The sequence below is a fragment of the Pasteurella sp. P03HT genome (assembly GCF_054052285.1).
Window position 1 is genome coordinate 1 of sequence record NZ_JBSIUM010000008.1, and the last position, 16,247, is coordinate 16,247.

Genomic DNA, 16,247 nt, shown 5'->3' on the forward strand with positions numbered 1-16,247 from the left:
TTAACTTAACGTATTTTCTCTTATCTTATCTTATCTTATCTTATCTTATCTTATCTCTACTCTCTCTATCTTCTAACTGGTACTGGTTAACACCATTTTACTTGCATCCCTTACAGTTGAACGGTATGCATCTTATCTGTTTCATCACCAATCTGGCTGAGATAGACTTCGATATTGCTTTTTATCTCTGCTCTATGTTTTATGAGTAAGGTATGGGATTTTTATGTTATTAGTATGGTGTGTGGGGTTATAAGCGTGTTATTTAGCAAAATGAATGAAATGGAAACTAGAAAGATACTTTACTGCTGTTAGCGTATTGTGGAACGAGTATCTTATTCATAGTCGTTGTTTTTATTTACTTCTTATTCAAGATAAAATGAAAATGTTATTAATCACATTAAGAAGGAAATTAGATGCATAATGGTTATATTTTAATTACAGGTGCAAGTTCAGGGATTGGGTATGAGTTGGCTAAACTATATGCTGAACGGGGTAAAAAGTTGGTATTAGTGGCGAGAAGTTTACCACCATTATTAGCATTGAAGAACCAATATAATGAAAATATTGAATTGATTACACTGGATTTATCTTGTTTAGATAATGCAAAAAAACTGTACCAGTTGACGCATGAAAAAGGTATTTTTGTTCATACTTTGATTAATAATGCTGGTGTTGGGGTGTTAGGTGAGTTTGTGAAGACAGATTTAACCAGTGAAATCGCTATGGTTAATCTCAATATTCAGTCACTAATGATCCTAACGAAACTGTATTTACAAGATATGATGAAGGTTAATCAGGGGTATATATTAAATGTGTCATCTGTCGCAGGTGAAATGCCTGGCGGTCCTCTTATGTCTGTATATTATGCAACGAAAGCGTTTGTTACTTCATTTAGTCAAGGATTGAGTTATGAATTAAAAGAAACCAATATTCATGTTTCTATTTTATCACCAGGTCCGACATTAACGAATTTCGTCAAAACGGCAACGCAGCAGAATGAGGCATCTTTATTTGAAAATTTAAAATTTCAGACCGCGGAAGATGTGGCAAAGTATGCAGATAAGTATTTTATGAAAAGAAAAAAACACATTATCCCAGGCATAGTAAATAAGTTAATGGTCTATGGTAGCTATTTTATGCCTAAATTCATTGTTCTTTACTTAGTGAGTCGAGTTCAGCGTTTAAAGAAATGAGCGTATTTACATTTATTTTATTGCCCAAGAGTGATGATCTAATAATTTACCAAAATGACTTTCTACAAGACGCTTGGTGATCTCTGTTTGTGGAACAGTGAAGAGTGTTTTTGTTGGACCATATTCAATCATTTTTCCTTCATCCATTACAAGTACATCATCTGCGATGTGCTTGATTATTCCTAGATGTTGTCCAACATAAATATAAGAAATCCCGAGTTTCTCTTGGAGATGTAGCATTAAGTTAGTGAGTTGGGTTTTTACCGTGGCATCAAGTGCCCCAAGTGCATCATCTGCAATAATAATGTCAGGTTCTAAAATAAGGGCCCTTGCTAGTGCAACACGTTGTTTTTGGCTTGCGGACATCGTTTTGATTTTAACATTAGCGTGATCTGGATATAACCCAACGAGTTTTAAGGTATTAAAAATTTTTTGATTACGATCTTGCTGATCTAAATGCGTTACTAAACGTAATGGGGCATCTAAGATTTGACCAACATTAAGGCGTGGATTAAACGCGGTATTCGGATCTTGGAATACCATACGGATATGTTTAGCACGATATCGATAATCACCAAATTCTAAGGGGATGCCGTTTAATAGAATTTTCCCCGAGGTCTGTGGAATGATACCGACTATCATTTTAGCAAGAGTTGATTTACCTGAACCATTTTTTCCAATAATAGCAAGTGTTTTCTTTTTATCTAAGCTAAAACTAATATTATCTACTGCTTTAAAATGGCTTACACCCAGAAAATTTATCGAATCAGTAAACGATTTAGACAGTCCTTCCACGTCTAGTAGTGCCATATTTCTTATCCTTCTATTCCGATTTCGTGTTTTGCAAAGTTAAAGGTGTTGCGATATGTTTTTCTTTAAATTGTTTTTCTCGCAAATTTAAGGGATAGTGGCAAGAAAATTCATGTTGTTTAATTCTATAGCGTGTTGGTTTGACGATACATTTCTTTTGTGCAAAAGGACAGCGAGGTCCAAGACGGCAGCCGATAGGCATTTGTTCTAATAATGGAACGGTCCCTTTTAATGTATTGAGTTTACTTTTTAAAGGTAGCGGTTGACTAAAATCAGGAATAGAATGGATGAGTGCCTGTGTATAAGGATGATGTGGGTGCTCTAGGATTTCTTCTTTAGGACCAGATTCAGCATTTTGCCCGCAGTATAATACGGAGAATGTGTCACACCATTCACTAATACTCGCTATATCATTACTGGTTAGCAGTATTGTGGTTCCTTGATTTTGATTCATACTAGAAAGTAAGCGGAAAATTTGAACCTTAGTAATTGATTCGATGGAGTTGGTTGGCTCATCTGCTACTAATAGGCGAGGTTGATTAGCGACAGCAATTGCAATCATCACTTTTTGTCCTTCCCCTTCTGTAATTTCTTCGGGGTAACTTTGCATAATATCCTGGTGCTCTTTAATACCAACTTTGTGCAATAGTTCGATTGCTCGACGTTTTTTCCAGCCAAACCATTGCCACCAACGTCCTTTAAATGTCCAAGATGGGATGTTTTGAATAATTTGTTTACCAATTTTTTTACTCGGATCTAAGCAAGTAAGAGGGTCTTGGAAAATCATAGATATTTCTTGCCCGACAAGCTTGCGTCTTTGAGTTGGGGTCAGTTTAAGTAATTCAACGTTGTCAAACCGAAAACGATCTGCGGTGATGATCCAAGAATCTTTAAATGCATTACAAATCACTTTAGCAATGAGGCTTTTCCCTGAGCCTGACTCACCAACAAGACCACAAATTTCGCCTTCATTTAAGGTTAAATTTACATTATCAACGATTTTTATTTTGCCTGTTGGAGTCTTGATTTCAATACAAAGATTACGAATATCTAATAATGCCATGGTCCCACCTATTCGTAATATTTGTCGATTGCTTTACACAGCCCTTGGCTGAAAATAAAAACGACTAAAATTGTCATAATAATTGCGACACCAGGTAAAATTACTGCCCAAGGTGCGAGATAGATAAGTTCTAATGAATCTTTGATCATTGCGCCCCACTCTGGAGTGGGTCTTTGCGCACCTAGGGAAATAAAGCTTAAGGCACTGATATCTAAAATCGCTACAGCAAAGGCCCGCGCAATTTCTTGAATGTAACGTACTGAAATATTGGGTAAAATGATCTCTTTCAGTAATGCACTATTCGCGATTCCATCTAGTTTTAACATTAAGACATATTCTTTTTTGAGTTCTTGTTGTGTCGCTTGATATATCTCATGAATAAAATAGGGCAGTAAGGCTAACGTTGTTGCGATAATGGCACTGAGTAGGCTCGGTTTCATTAGTGTAGCAATAATAATCGCAATTAATAAACTGGGGATTGATAGAAACGTATCAATGAGGTGACTCAATATTTTAGATTTAATACTATGAGAGATCCCAGCCCAAATTCCAATGATACCACCAATAATAAGCGTCACTAAGACGACAATGAGTGAGGCGCCTAGTGTATAAGTTGTACCAATGATAATACGGCTGAATACATCACGACCGAGATCATCTGTGCCAAAGAAAAATGAGATTTGTCCCTCATCAATCCATGATGGCGGCATCAACTCACGTCCAACAAATTGCATATCACTGGAATAAGGAGCAATCCATTGGCTAAAAAGTGCGGTTAAAATAAATATTATAAAGAGATAAAAACTGAATAACGCAATACGATCTTGGCGGAATAAAAGCCAAATATTTTTTAGTGCTGCATTTTCACGAAATTCATCTGGTTCTTTATCTTGCATACCAACCTTTCTTATTAAATGGATCAAGTATAAATGCTAAGCTATCTGAGAAAATATCGACGATAATGATACATAGACCGATCACGATAATTCCAACGGAGATGCTATTATAATCTTGTTGAGTAACGGCATCAATTAACCAACGTCCAATACCTGGCCAACCAAATGTACTCTCTACTAACATACATTGCGTGAGTACGAGTGTAAATAAACGCGTTATTTGTGGTACTAATAAAGGCAGCGTATTACGTAGCACATATTTACGTAAAATGCGATTTTGTGACCACCCTCGTGTTGTGGCTGTTTTGACATAGTTTTTAGTCAGAACATCTTCTGCTCGTTGCTGAACAATACGAGTGATTTCCATTGTGGGTAAAATCGTTAGAACGAGTGTAGGTAAGACTAAATGTTGTAAGACATTTTGTACTACTTTTGTTTTGTAAAACTCTTCCACAAACCACACATCAATAATCGGAAAGCCTGTGATGGGTTTGATGGCATATAATAGGTTATATTGTCCAATTGCTGAAATTTCCCAACTTTGAATGGCCGAAAAATAAAGTGCAATAGGCGCAATCCAAAAGACTGGCATAGATAGTCCAACAGCGGAAATCGTATGAATACTTTTACCGATAAAATTAGTGCGGTTCATTGCACCGAGTAATCCCAGGGGTATTCCAAAAATCACCGCCAGTAAAATAGCGGTTACACAAAGCTCTAACGTTGGAGGCAAAACAGTACGAATGATTTCATTTAGGGCGTCTCCGCCATTGTAGGTAATGCCTAAATCTCCCTGAATAAGATGGCTGATATAAGTAAAATAGCCTTGATAGATTGTTGGTAAGGTAAGTTCTTCGTTCAGGGGATCTTGAATCAAAATGATATAACTGACGAGTGATAACACAAGCAGCGTCATAATGATCAGTAATACTTGGCGTAAAAATGCGGTCACCATTATTTTTGTCCCCGTTTCAATGATAGATTTTCGAAACTGATGCTGCCGAATGGACTCATTTCGACCCCACGTACTTTTGAATTTACTACGAGCATGCGACGGGCATTGGCGATTGGAACGATCGGCACCTCTGATAAGATGAGTTCTTGTGCTAAATTATATTCACTTGCTCTTAAGCGTAAATTTGACGTATTGAGGGCATTATCCATAAAATGATCGAAAAGGGGATCACACCAATTAGAAAAATTGGTAATTTCATTTACAGTTCCACAACTTAAAATAGGACGCATAAAGCTGTCTGGGTCTAAATTCCCTGCAAGCCATCCAGTTAGAATCATGTCATAGTCTTCAGAATGGTCTTTTAAACTTTTAATTAAGTAAGTGCGTGTGACAGGTTGAATTGTAAGCTCTACCCCGACTTTAGCCAGATCACGTTTTATCAGTTCTGCCATTTTGAGTGGAGCGGGGTTATACACTTGCTCTTCATTGATCACCCACATCATTAAACTGAGTTTTTTATCTTGTAAATATGTTTTGGCTTGTTCAGGTTGATAATCATAAGCGAAATCAGGTGTGTTAACTCGAGATGCCCAAGAAATATTAGGGATAATATTGTTCGCAACGGTTGCTGTATTGTGATAAATTGTTTGCACAATACGGTGACGATCGATGGCTTGAGAAATGGCACGGCGTAATTTCGTATTTTTCATCTCAGCTTTTTTAAAATTAAAGGCGAGGTAGGATAAATTCATCCCTTCAACAAAGTTCACGTAAAAATGTTCATTTTTGTCCTGAAGCAGACCAAGTTGACTGACCTCTGGATAAGACGCCAGCTGGCATTCTCCATTTAGGAACTTGATTAAACGTCCTGTACGATCTGTTGAAAGATCAATGATGATATTTTCAATTTGTGCAGTCTTTTTCCAATAATGTTCATTGCGAACAAATCTTACATATTGATTACGAAAGTAGTTTTTGACTTTATAAGGTCCCGTCCCAACAGGAAGGAGGTCAAGTTGTATGAGGTTATCATCTGCATTTAATTGTAAGGCATATTCTTGTGAAAAAATAATGGCATATTGGCTAGCAAGATGCGACAAAATTGAGGCATCGGCTTGGAATAATTCAATTTGTACTTTATAGGGTCCAAGTGCTTTGATTGATTTAATCTTTTGATTTAGCTTGATACTTTCAAAATAGGGGAAGCGGACTTTTTTAGCTTGCTTATGGAAAATGCTGTATTGCGGATTACTGTGATGTACCGATTCATCTTCTAACGTTGGTAAATACGAATGAACGCCTAACATCCTGTTGATTGAAAATACAACATCATCAGCATTAAAATCACGTGTAGGCTTAAACCACTCAGTATGGTGGAATTTGATTCCCTTGCGTAAATGAATAGTAATGATTGTGCCATTATTTGAGAGGGAGTAAGACTCGGCGAGTGAGGGCATGACTGCTGCACTGTTATCCGTTGTTTCAAACAGTTTATTATAAATTTGTTCTGTTATCACATTCATGCTGGTACCCGCATCAGCAGTTTGCGGGTTAAAAGAAAGACCTGTGGCATGGGTACAGTAAATGAGTCCATTTTGTGTTAGTTCTTGGGGGACTTTTGGTGCCGCAATAACAAAATGTGAGACGAGAAATAGAAAACTGGCAAAGATGACTTTTCTAATCAGCATAATTTGTGCATTTGTGATAAATTATCGGAGAATTGTAAAATATATTACACAGATAAGCTATCCTTTTTGCTGTCAGGCGTGTGGAGAAGCATTCACATTAAAGGAAATGTTAAGATTTTTTCGTTATCCTTAGTGTGAGAATTGTTCATTTTGGAAAAGATATTGACTATGTTGAATTATCTACAACAAGAAGTAAATGAGATCATCAATCGTGGTTTTGATCGCACGTTACGTATCGCGGTAACTGGGTTAAGTCGTAGTGGGAAAACCGCATTTATCACGAGTTTTATTAATCAATTATTACATATTAATCGCATTGATAATCAACATATTCCGTTATTTGAGCCTGCTCGTAACCAATCCATCATTGCGGTTAAACGCATCCCGCAATTAAATTTAGCAATTCCGCGTTTTGATTATGACAATCATTTAAATGCGTTAATGCAACAACCTCCAATTTGGCCACAATCGACGCGTGGTGTGAGCGAAACTCGTTTGGCAATTCGTTATCAGCGTCGTTCAGGGGTTATGCGTCACGTGAAAGAAAAAAGTACGCTTTACGTCGATATTTTTGATTACCCTGGTGAATGGTTACTTGATTTACCGCTTTTGGAACAGTCTTATATGCAATGGTCCCAAACAATGCAATATATGACACGAGATCAGCGAGCGGGGTTAGCCAAAAACTGGCTGGACAAAGTGAAGCAATTGGATTTACGCGCTACGGCAGATGAGGAGGTTTTGGCTCAATTAGCGAAAGATTATACGGCGTATCTTTTTGCTTGTAAGCAACAAGGGTTACATTTTATTCAGCCAGGGCGTTTTGTTTTACCTGGTGAGTTAGAAGGAGCCCCCGCGTTGCAATTTTTTCCATTGATTCATCTTGATGAACAAGAATGGCAACGTTTAGCACAGGAGAAAAATACGGGCAGTTATTTTGCGCTCTTAAATCAACGTTATGAATACTATCGTCGTCATATTGTAAAACGTTTTTATCAAGATTATTTTTCAACGTTTGATCGGCAAGTGATTTTAGCGGATTGTTTAACACCACTTAACCATAGTCATCAAGCATTTGTAGATATGCAAGAAGCATTGCAGCAGTTATTTAGTAATTTTCATTATGGCAAGCGGACGTTATTAAATCGATTATTTTCTCCTCGTATTGATAAACTGATGTTTATTGCGACAAAAGCTGATCATATAACGAATGATCAAATACCCAATTTAGTGAGCTTAATGCGCCAATTAGTACAAGAAGGGGGGCGCCATGTAGAATATGAGGGCATTCATACGGAGTATACTGCAATTGCGGCTATTCGTGCGACACAGCAAGTCGTCGTGCAGCAACATGGGCAACATTTTAAAGCACTACAAGGTATCCGTTCTCGCGATAAGCAAAAAGTTACTATTTATCCTGGCTCTGTACCAAGTAAGTTACCCAATATTGAATTTTGGCAAAACCAACCGTTCGAATTTGATCAATTTGAGCCTCAACCACTGGAATCGGGGGAAAACATACCGCACTTACGTATGGATTCGGTGTTACAATTTTTGTTAGCCGATAAGTTTTAAACAGTATTAGAGGAAGCCAATGAACGATAAGCGTATTTTTAAAGATCAAGAAACAGTACAACAAACGGAACAGGTCATCCCTAAACGTGAATTTACCGTGCAAGAGAAGGACGTGATAGCGGATGACATAGAGACAGTAGCTGGAAGTGAATTACTGGATGAGCAATTTGAAAAAATCGTTACGACTAAATCACGTTGGTGGAAAAAAGGGTTGATATTGACTTTCTTTTTGTTTTTCCTTGCAACGATTGCGCAATCTATTCAGTGGTTAATAGATGCTTGGCAAGAGAATCAATGGATTTATTTTGCTTTTTCTCTCGTCACCTGCTTTGCGGTATTTCTTGGATTCTCGGCGTTATTTAGAGAATGGTTACGCTTAGTTAAATTGAAGAAACGAACGACATTACAGCAGCAAAGCCAACAGCTTTTATTAGAAAGTGCGCGGAGTTTTGAGCAAGATTTTTCACCAGAAAAGCATGAACAAGTGAAAGCATTATGTTTAGACATGGCGAAAATGTTGCAGTTATCCTCAGATGATCCAACACTTGTGTTATGGAAAAAACAAGTTCATGATGGACATTCTGCACAAGAGCTGGCTCATTTATTTAGCAAGACGGTTTTACAACCTATTGATAAACAAGTTAAAAAACTCATTAGTAAACATGCCGCGGAGGCAGCGGTTATTGTCGCGATTAGTCCTTTGGCGATAGTAGATATGTTTTTTCTTTCTTGGCGCAGTATTCGTTTAGTGAATCAGATTGCTCAGGTTTATGGAATTGAATTAGGTTATTGGAGCCGACTGCGTTTGCTGAGAATGGTGCTGTTGAATATGGCTTTTGCTGGAGCAACTGAAATTGTACAAGATGTGGGGATGGATTGGCTTTCACAAGATCTGACCGCAAAACTTTCCGCTCGAGCAGCACAAGGTATTGGAGTTGGACTTTTAACCGCTCGTTTAGGAATTAAAGCCATGGAGTTTTGTCGACCTTTGGCGTTTCAACAAGATGAAAAACCTCGTTTACGTCATATCCAGCAAGTCTTGTTAACGCACCTAAAAGACACCATCTTTTCTTCAACAAAAACAAAAGAGAAGCAATCAGTTTAAAATGTAAATTTTTCTTTCCACTTTTTCTTCAATCTTTACAGCATTAATGTTATGATTGATGCAGATTAGTAATAGATGAGAAAAGATGATGGTTTCAGCAAAACAGACCAGCGATGCCTTTGTAGAGATTGTGGCAAAAAGTCCCAAAATGGCAAATCTACTTGAACAAGCTGCAAAATTTGCAGTGAGTGATGCACCGTTATTAATTCAAGGCGAAACTGGAACGGGTAAAGATTTAATTGCCAAAGCTTGTCATCTCGCGAGTCCGCGCTACGCGAAAAAATTTATTGCAGTGAATTGCGCAGGTCTGCCAAATCAAGATGCAGAAAGTGAGATGTTTGGGCGTAGAGAAAATGAAAAAGAGTCATTAGGCTTTTTTGAATACGCCAATGGCGGCACTGTATTACTTGATAGTGTGGCAGAACTTCCTCTTGAGTTACAAGCCAAGTTATTACGTTTCTTAAATGATGGGACCTTTCGTCGCGTTGGTGAAGAAAAAGAGCATTATGCTGATGTACGCGTGATTTGTACGTCACAGATTCCTTTATTACATTATGTTGAAGAAGGGAAAATGCGGAGCGATTTATTTCATCGTTTGAATGTGTTAACGTTGAATATCCCTCCATTACGGGAACGAAAAGAAGATATACCTGAGTTAGTAACCTTATTTATTAAACAGATTAGTCAGCAATTAGGGATTGTGACACCGTGTTTTGATCAGGCATTTATCCAATATCTCCAGAACTATCCTTGGACAGGCAATGTCAGAGAATTGCATAATGCATTATATCGTGCTTGTTCTTTAGTTGAACAAGGGCAGCTTACAATTGCGGGGTTGAACTTAGTTGAACAAGAAAGCTTACCTATCGCACTTGAACAATTTGGGCATGAAACACTGGAAGAAATTATGAATAAGTTCGAGGCGACAGTATTGCGAAAATTCTATGAGCAATATCCAAGTACAAGGAAATTGGCTACACGTCTAGGGGTATCGCATACGGCGATTGCAAATAAGCTACGACATTACGGAATTGGGAAATAATCCTAAAGCAAGAAGGCAAATACTAATTATCGTGTTTGCCTTCTTTATTGGTATTATGTGTTGTTCTGTTGGATAAATCGTTCCAAATCAGAAAATTGTTTGACTAATTTCTGCCACGCTATTTTGTCGATTGTGATCGATAGGACAAACTCGCCTTGCTCATTAATCTGCTCGTTACGAATACAGTCTAGTTGGTAGAGGTGATGTCGGATTTTACCCGCGTAAGTCGGGAGAATTAACGATAGAGTTAAGATTTCATTTTTTAATCGTTCACGGATAGCCGCTAACAATAAATTGATTCCTTCTCCTGTTTGAGCAGAAAGATAGACCGCAATTGGTCTATTGTGGCTATCATAATCAATATGTGGTACTAAGTCTTCGACTTGATCAATTTTATTGTAAACAAGCAGTGTTGGAACCTCGTTAGCTTTAATTTCAGTAAGTACTTCTTGCACTGCCTCAATATTTTCTAAGCGGCGAGGATCTGCCGCATCAATGACGTGTAATAACAAGGCGGCTTCTGTTGTTTCTTGTAAAGTTGATTTAAAGGCTGAGACTAAATCATGTGGTAAATGGCGAATAAATCCAACCGTATCTGCTAGAATAGTTGTACCAACATCTTGAAGTGTGAGACGGCGCAAGGTCGGATCGAGCGTTGCGAAGAGTTGGTCTGCCGCGTAAACATTCGCTTGAGTAATTTGATTAAATAACGTGGATTTCCCCGCATTAGTATAGCCAACTAATGAAATAGTAGGGATGTCCGCTTTTTGACGGGTTTGGCGATTTTGATGACGCTGCTTTTCAACTTTGGTTAAACGGTTTTGTAGTTGTGCAATACGAACTTTTATTAAGCGGCGATCTGTTTCTAATTGTGTTTCACCTGGACCTCGTAACCCAACAGCACCTTTTTGTTGATCTAATCCAGTTTTACGTCGTACGAGACGAGTTGACAAATGTTTTAATTGCGCCAGTTCAACTTGTAATTTCCCTTCATGCGAACGTGCGCGTTGTGCAAAGATATCTAAAATGACCCCTGTACGATCCACAACACGACATTGGCAAATGGTTTCTAAGTTGCGTGTTTGCGCAGGGGTTAAGCTATGATTAACAAGGACAACATTTGCATGATGGGTTTTAACCGCATCAGCAATTTCTTCTGCTTTTCCTGTTCCCACAAAATATTTCGCTTGAGGTGTTGCACGTGTGGCTGTAATTGTCGTTAAAAGGGTGACATCCGCCGATCTCGCGAGTAAGCAAAATTCTGTTAAGTCATCTTCATTACGATTTTGAGCTAAAAAACAGTGTACGACTATCGCTTGATCACTTACTGGAGCAGGAGAAGTTGGCGAAGAGGTTGGTGCTGAGTGAGAAGAAAGTGCGGTGGATTCTTGATTAAAATCCACCGCACTTGAAATCGATTTATTTAACATTCATTCAACTTTAGCTATTCCGCTTTTTCTATATTTGAATCAGCTTGTTGCTCTTGTGTCTGTTGATAATTTTGTTGGGAACTGTTGTTATTATGATGAGACACGGAACGAGCTGGCACAACAGTCGAGATGGCATGTTTATACACCATTTGATTAACAGTATTTTTGAGTAAAATAACAAATTGGTCAAATGATTCAATTTGTCCTTGTAATTTAATCCCATTTACTAAGTAAATCGAAACAGGGATACGTTCGCGACGTAACGCGTTTAAATAAGGATCTTGTAAAGATTGTCCTTTTGCCATTTTTCTTTCCTTCTTTTAAAAATAAAAAGCTAAACACAGAGAACTCTGTATCTCCTCCAAATCTCAATATAACAATAAATTAATTTATTGTCATCATCGTCGTCAAATTATTTTTGGTCTATGCTCTGATTCTTTTTCAAGAGTGAATTGATGATAATTTGTTTAGATTTTTCAATAGCTAAACTGTCTAACCATTCTATTTCGTGCTTCCAACCTCTTAGCCATGTGATTTGGCGTTTAGCGAGTTGACGCGTTGCACAAATCCCTCTGAAAATCATTTCGCTGTGGTCATAATCTCCGCGTAAATATTCCCACATCTGACGATAACCGACACAACGTATTGCAGGTAAATCAGGATGCAAATCAGCACGTTGGTATAATTTTTCAACTTCCTGTTGGAAGCCGCAGTCAATCATTTTATGAAAACGTAAAGCAATACGATCATGTAATATTGTGCGATCTTTTGGAGCAATTGCAAATTGGAGAATTTGGTAAGGTAAACTTTCTCCTTTTTGCTCTGTGAGTTCTGTGAGTGATTTTCCCGTTAAATAAAAGACCTCTAATGCCCGATTAATTCGTTGTGAATCATTGGGATTAATTCGTAAAGCTGAAATTGGATCAATACGTGTTAGTTCCTGATGCAGTGCTGCCCAACCCTGTTGCTGTGCCCGTTCTTCAATTTGTGCACGGAGTGTTTCATTGGCAGAAGGGAGTGGAGAGAGACCTTCAAGTAGCGCTTTGTAGTACAGCATGGTCCCACCAACAAGTAAGGGGATTTTCCCTTGCGCAGTAATTTCTTCCATTTCTCGTAGCGCATCTTGGCGAAAATTTGCCGCAGAATAACTTTCAGCGGGATCACAAATATCGATCAGACGATGTGGAGCTAACGCAAGCTCTGCTACTGTGGGTTTAGCGGTACCAATGTCCATCCCTTTATAAATTAATGCAGAATCGACACTAATGACTTCGACTGGTAAAGTTTGGCGTAGTTGAATCGCCAAATCCGTTTTCCCTGAGGCCGTGGGACCCATTAAAAAAATTGCGAGTGGTTTGTTTGATGACATGTAATTAGATCTGCTCTAAATAAGGTTGCCAATTAATTTGGACTAACAAGTTTGTCAGCTCGTTCGCTTGGTGGTGAGTAAGCCGTTGCTCTGTTTCAGTTAAGAGATTGACCGCATCAGCAAGTACCGTAATCATGCTATACTCAAGTGTATCACAAAGGGCGGTGAGAAATACTGGAAACTCATTTATAGGTTGTGATAACAGTGCGACCAGACATTTTTGTAAGTTTTGTTGACGTAAACAGGTAGGCACACGATTGAGTGTGAGTCGTTGTTGTGTAATGACTTCATGAAACTCAAAGCCGATTTGCGCAAAAAAGGTTTTTTGTTGCAGCCAATTGGTCATTTGCTTTTCGTTTAAACGCAATACAAGTGGAATAAGTAGTGGTTGCTGAGCGATGTGTTTTTGTTGTAAAGATAAACGAATATTCAGTCGTTGTAGTTTCGTTAACGATAATAAATAACATTGCTGATTTTGCTGTAATAACAACGCCTGTGTCTCAATTAATGCCAATGCTTTTAAAATAGAGGGATTGGGAGTTGTATTATCGCGATATGCAGTCTTTGTTTGTGCATGTATTATTGAATGTTTCGTTGCATCAACCGAAGTCACTAATGCAGTATAAGCTTGTTGTTCTTCTCGTGTAACATTTTCTCGGCGGAATGAGGGAACTGCTAGCGTTCTTTTTTCATGATCACTACTTCGTGTTGCTGGTGTTTTTAGGGGTTGTGTATGGCTGAACATATTTTGTCCTGCAGCAGCACGGTTGGGTTTCAATGTATCTGGCTGCCAAACGGGGACAGGCTCATGAACAACATGGGGGATTGATTCATTAAATATAGTGTCTTGTTGTACTTTGGTTGTCTGTTCAGTATGAAGTGCATGGCTAATTCCTTGACAGATAAAATCATGAATTAAGCGTTGCTGGTGGAAACGGACTTCATGTTTAGTCGGGTGGACATTGACATCAACATCATTGGGATTTAAGTCAATAAAGAGTACAAACGCAGGATATTGATCTGTCGTTAAATAATCTGCATAAGCTTGACGAATAGCATGGTTAACAATTTTATCACGTACCATTCGTCCATTAATATAACAATAATTTAAATCATTTTGTGTGCGAGTGAAGTTTGGTAGTGCAACCCAACCAGATAAATGTAAATCGTCATGTTTCCAGTCAAGGCGTAGGGCATGCTGGACAAAATCTTCACCACAAATGGCCGCAATACGTTTTACTTTCTGACTATCATCGATTGCACTTTTATATTGGCGTAAAACTTTGCCATTATGCGTTAATGTAAAAGCGATATTGGTTTTAGCCAGCGCAATACGCCGAATGACCTCATCAATATGAGCAAATTCGGTTTTATCTGTACGTAGGAATTTACGGCGTGCAGGAGTATTGAAAAAGAGGTTTGCCACTTCTACAGTCGTTCCCACTGGATGTGAGGCAGGAGTGATCCTGGTTTCCATCTCTCTTCCTTGAGCATAGACTTGCCATGCTTCTTGTTGTTCTGCTGTACGTGAAGTCAGAGTTAAACGTGAAACAGAGCTAATGCTCGCCAAGGCTTCACCACGAAAGCCCAAACTTAAAATGGCTTCAAGATCTTCCAAACAACTAATTTTGCTCGTAGCGTGACGTGCGAGGGCAAGACTTAATTCTGCTTTAGGTATACCGATGCCATTATCTCGGATACGAATTAATGTACTTCCACCATTTTCAATATCAATTTGAATGCGCGTTGCCCCAGCATCTAAACTGTTTTCCACTAACTCTTTGACAACAGAGGCAGGCCGTTCGACAACTTCCCCCGCGGCAATTTGGTTAGCTAATTGTGGTGGTAGAACTTGAATTGGCATGAAGATCACTCTCTCAATTTGATTTTTTGTCCAGATAATACTTTACCATTTTTTAAATGTGGATTGAGTTTCATGAGCTGATTTGGTGAAATGTGATATTCACGCGCAATCGCATATAAAGTTTGTCCTTTTTTTACCGTATGGAATTTAGGCAGAGATACTGGTTTGGATTCATCAGATGGATTTTTAATTGAATTATCTGATTTTCTGTCCTCTGCTTTATTGTCTTTTTTCTTGTCTGGCTTATTTGCTGTGCTGACTCTAGTCGTTTCACCAGGAATTTTTAATGTTTCACCAATCCAGAGCTCACGGCGTTTTAAGCGATTTAATATCATAATATCACTGATTTTAACACCATATTTTTTGGCAACACTATTCAGAGATTCGCCTGATTTGACTTTATGACGAACTCCGCTGTCTGTGATATCCGTAGTGTGTCTGTCGATTGTTTTTGCAGTCGTTGATGACGGATTTTTAGGTTCGTTTCCAACAGTTTTCTTGCGGTATTCTACTAAGCTTTCATAAATCATCGAGGCGACTTTCTTACGGTAAGTCAATGTGCTTAATTTTTTTTCTTCATCAGCATTGGATAAAAAGCCAGTTTCAACCAAAATAGAAGGAATATCTGGAGAGCGTAGTACTCCTAAGCTTGCGTGTTGTGGAGTACTACGATTTAATGCGGTGATTTTGGCAAAGCGTTTAAGTACAATTGTTCCTAATTCATAACCGACACGTTGGCTATGACCAAATTGTAAATCGAGCACCGTTTGATCTAAGTATTTTTCTTTGTGTGAAGAAAGGACAGAGCCTGCTCCACCAAGTAATTCAGAGCGTTTTTCATGATCTTCCAACCATTGTCCCATTTCACTGTTTGCTCTTCGATTGGACAGTACCCAAACGGATGCCCCGCGTAGATGAGGAGATAAATTAGAATCCGCGTGGACAGAAATTAATAAATTTGCTTTGTGTTTACGAGCAATTTCTGAACGTTTAGAGACGGAAATAAAATAATCACCAGTGCGAGTTAATACGCCACGAAAATGCGGATCTTTATCTAATAAGATTTTTAATTCTCTCGCAATAGATAAAGTGACATTTTTCTCATACATTTTTAGATTTCGACTAATAGCCCCAGGATCTGTACCACCGTGACCAGGATCAATGGCAATAATCCATGTGTTATTAGCAAGTAATGGACCTGAAATAAAACTGAGCACAGTTAAGAGAAATAAAATAAAAATCTGCTTTTTCATGGTG

14 protein-coding genes are annotated in these 16,247 nt (G+C 38.3%); 4 read left to right on the top strand and 10 right to left on the bottom strand.

The annotated features are described in order from the left end of the window. The first annotated feature begins 413 nt into the window (after positions 1 to 413). Positions 414 to 1,193, top strand: coding sequence for an SDR family NAD(P)-dependent oxidoreductase (locus ACWIT3_RS07505; protein ID WP_457162127.1), 780 nt, complete (start codon positions 414 to 416; stop codon positions 1,191 to 1,193). A 12-nt stretch (positions 1,194 to 1,205) separates the two neighbouring features. Here the strand turns inward: ACWIT3_RS07505 and ACWIT3_RS07510 are convergent, their stop codons facing one another. Genes ACWIT3_RS07510 through ACWIT3_RS07530 form a run of 5 tightly spaced genes read right to left on the bottom strand, consistent with a single transcriptional unit; the run spans position 1,206 to position 6,605 of the window. Then, positions 1,206 to 2,003: a peptide ABC transporter ATP-binding protein gene (locus ACWIT3_RS07510; protein WP_046339952.1), complete on the bottom strand. Its 798-nt coding sequence runs from the start codon at positions 2,001 to 2,003 to the stop codon at positions 1,206 to 1,208. A gap of 13 nt (positions 2,004 to 2,016) precedes the next feature. Next, on the bottom strand, positions 2,017 to 3,066 hold the full coding sequence (locus ACWIT3_RS07515) for a peptide ABC transporter ATP-binding protein (protein WP_457162128.1): 1,050 nt from the start codon (positions 3,064 to 3,066) through the stop codon (positions 2,017 to 2,019). 8 nt (positions 3,067 to 3,074) lie between these two features. Continuing rightward, a complete protein-coding gene (locus ACWIT3_RS07520; protein WP_457162129.1) occupies positions 3,075 to 3,962 on the bottom strand; it encodes an ABC transporter permease subunit in 888 nt (295 codons plus the stop codon). After that, positions 3,952 to 4,917, bottom strand: a complete 966-nt coding sequence (locus ACWIT3_RS07525) for an ABC transporter permease (protein ID WP_457162130.1) — start codon at positions 4,915 to 4,917, stop codon at positions 3,952 to 3,954. The genes ACWIT3_RS07520 and ACWIT3_RS07525 overlap by 11 nt, the downstream gene beginning before the upstream one ends. Then, positions 4,917 to 6,605, bottom strand: coding sequence for an ABC transporter substrate-binding protein (locus tag ACWIT3_RS07530; RefSeq protein ID WP_457162131.1), 1,689 nt, complete (start codon positions 6,603 to 6,605; stop codon positions 4,917 to 4,919). Before ACWIT3_RS07530 ends, ACWIT3_RS07525 begins: the two co-directional genes overlap by 1 nt. Positions 6,606 to 6,773: 168 nt before the next feature. On the opposite strand from ACWIT3_RS07530, the gene ACWIT3_RS07535 reads away from it, so the two are divergent. From ACWIT3_RS07535 to ACWIT3_RS07545, 3 genes are all read left to right on the top strand, one after another. Continuing rightward, a complete protein-coding gene (locus ACWIT3_RS07535; RefSeq protein ID WP_457162132.1) occupies positions 6,774 to 8,180 on the top strand; it encodes a YcjX family protein in 1,407 nt (468 codons plus the stop codon). A gap of 19 nt (positions 8,181 to 8,199) precedes the next feature. Then, positions 8,200 to 9,285, top strand: coding sequence for a TIGR01620 family protein (locus ACWIT3_RS07540; protein WP_457162133.1), 1,086 nt, complete (start codon positions 8,200 to 8,202; stop codon positions 9,283 to 9,285). Positions 9,286 to 9,373: 88 nt separating this feature from the next. Further along, positions 9,374 to 10,327: a sigma 54-interacting transcriptional regulator gene (locus ACWIT3_RS07545; RefSeq protein WP_457162217.1), complete on the top strand. Its 954-nt coding sequence runs from the start codon at positions 9,374 to 9,376 to the stop codon at positions 10,325 to 10,327. Between the two features lie 53 nt (positions 10,328 to 10,380). Here the strand turns inward: ACWIT3_RS07545 and hflX are convergent, their stop codons facing one another. From hflX to ACWIT3_RS07570, 5 genes are all read right to left on the bottom strand, one after another. After that, positions 10,381 to 11,757, bottom strand: a complete 1,377-nt coding sequence (gene hflX, locus ACWIT3_RS07550) for a ribosome rescue GTPase HflX (RefSeq protein ID WP_457162134.1) — start codon at positions 11,755 to 11,757, stop codon at positions 10,381 to 10,383. Between the two features lie 14 nt (positions 11,758 to 11,771). Continuing rightward, on the bottom strand, positions 11,772 to 12,062 hold the full coding sequence (gene hfq / locus ACWIT3_RS07555; protein ID WP_046339961.1) for an RNA chaperone Hfq: 291 nt from the start codon (positions 12,060 to 12,062) through the stop codon (positions 11,772 to 11,774). Between the two features lie 107 nt (positions 12,063 to 12,169). After that, on the bottom strand, positions 12,170 to 13,126 hold the full coding sequence (miaA, locus tag ACWIT3_RS07560) for a tRNA (adenosine(37)-N6)-dimethylallyltransferase MiaA (protein ID WP_457162135.1): 957 nt from the start codon (positions 13,124 to 13,126) through the stop codon (positions 12,170 to 12,172). A 4-nt stretch (positions 13,127 to 13,130) separates the two neighbouring features. Further along, positions 13,131 to 14,990: a DNA mismatch repair endonuclease MutL gene (mutL, locus tag ACWIT3_RS07565; protein ID WP_457162136.1), complete on the bottom strand. Its 1,860-nt coding sequence runs from the start codon at positions 14,988 to 14,990 to the stop codon at positions 13,131 to 13,133. A gap of 5 nt (positions 14,991 to 14,995) precedes the next feature. Then, complete coding sequence (locus ACWIT3_RS07570) at positions 14,996 to 16,243, bottom strand: N-acetylmuramoyl-L-alanine amidase (RefSeq protein ID WP_457162137.1); 1,248 nt, start codon at positions 16,241 to 16,243, stop codon at positions 14,996 to 14,998. Positions 16,244 to 16,247 lie beyond the last annotated feature (4 nt).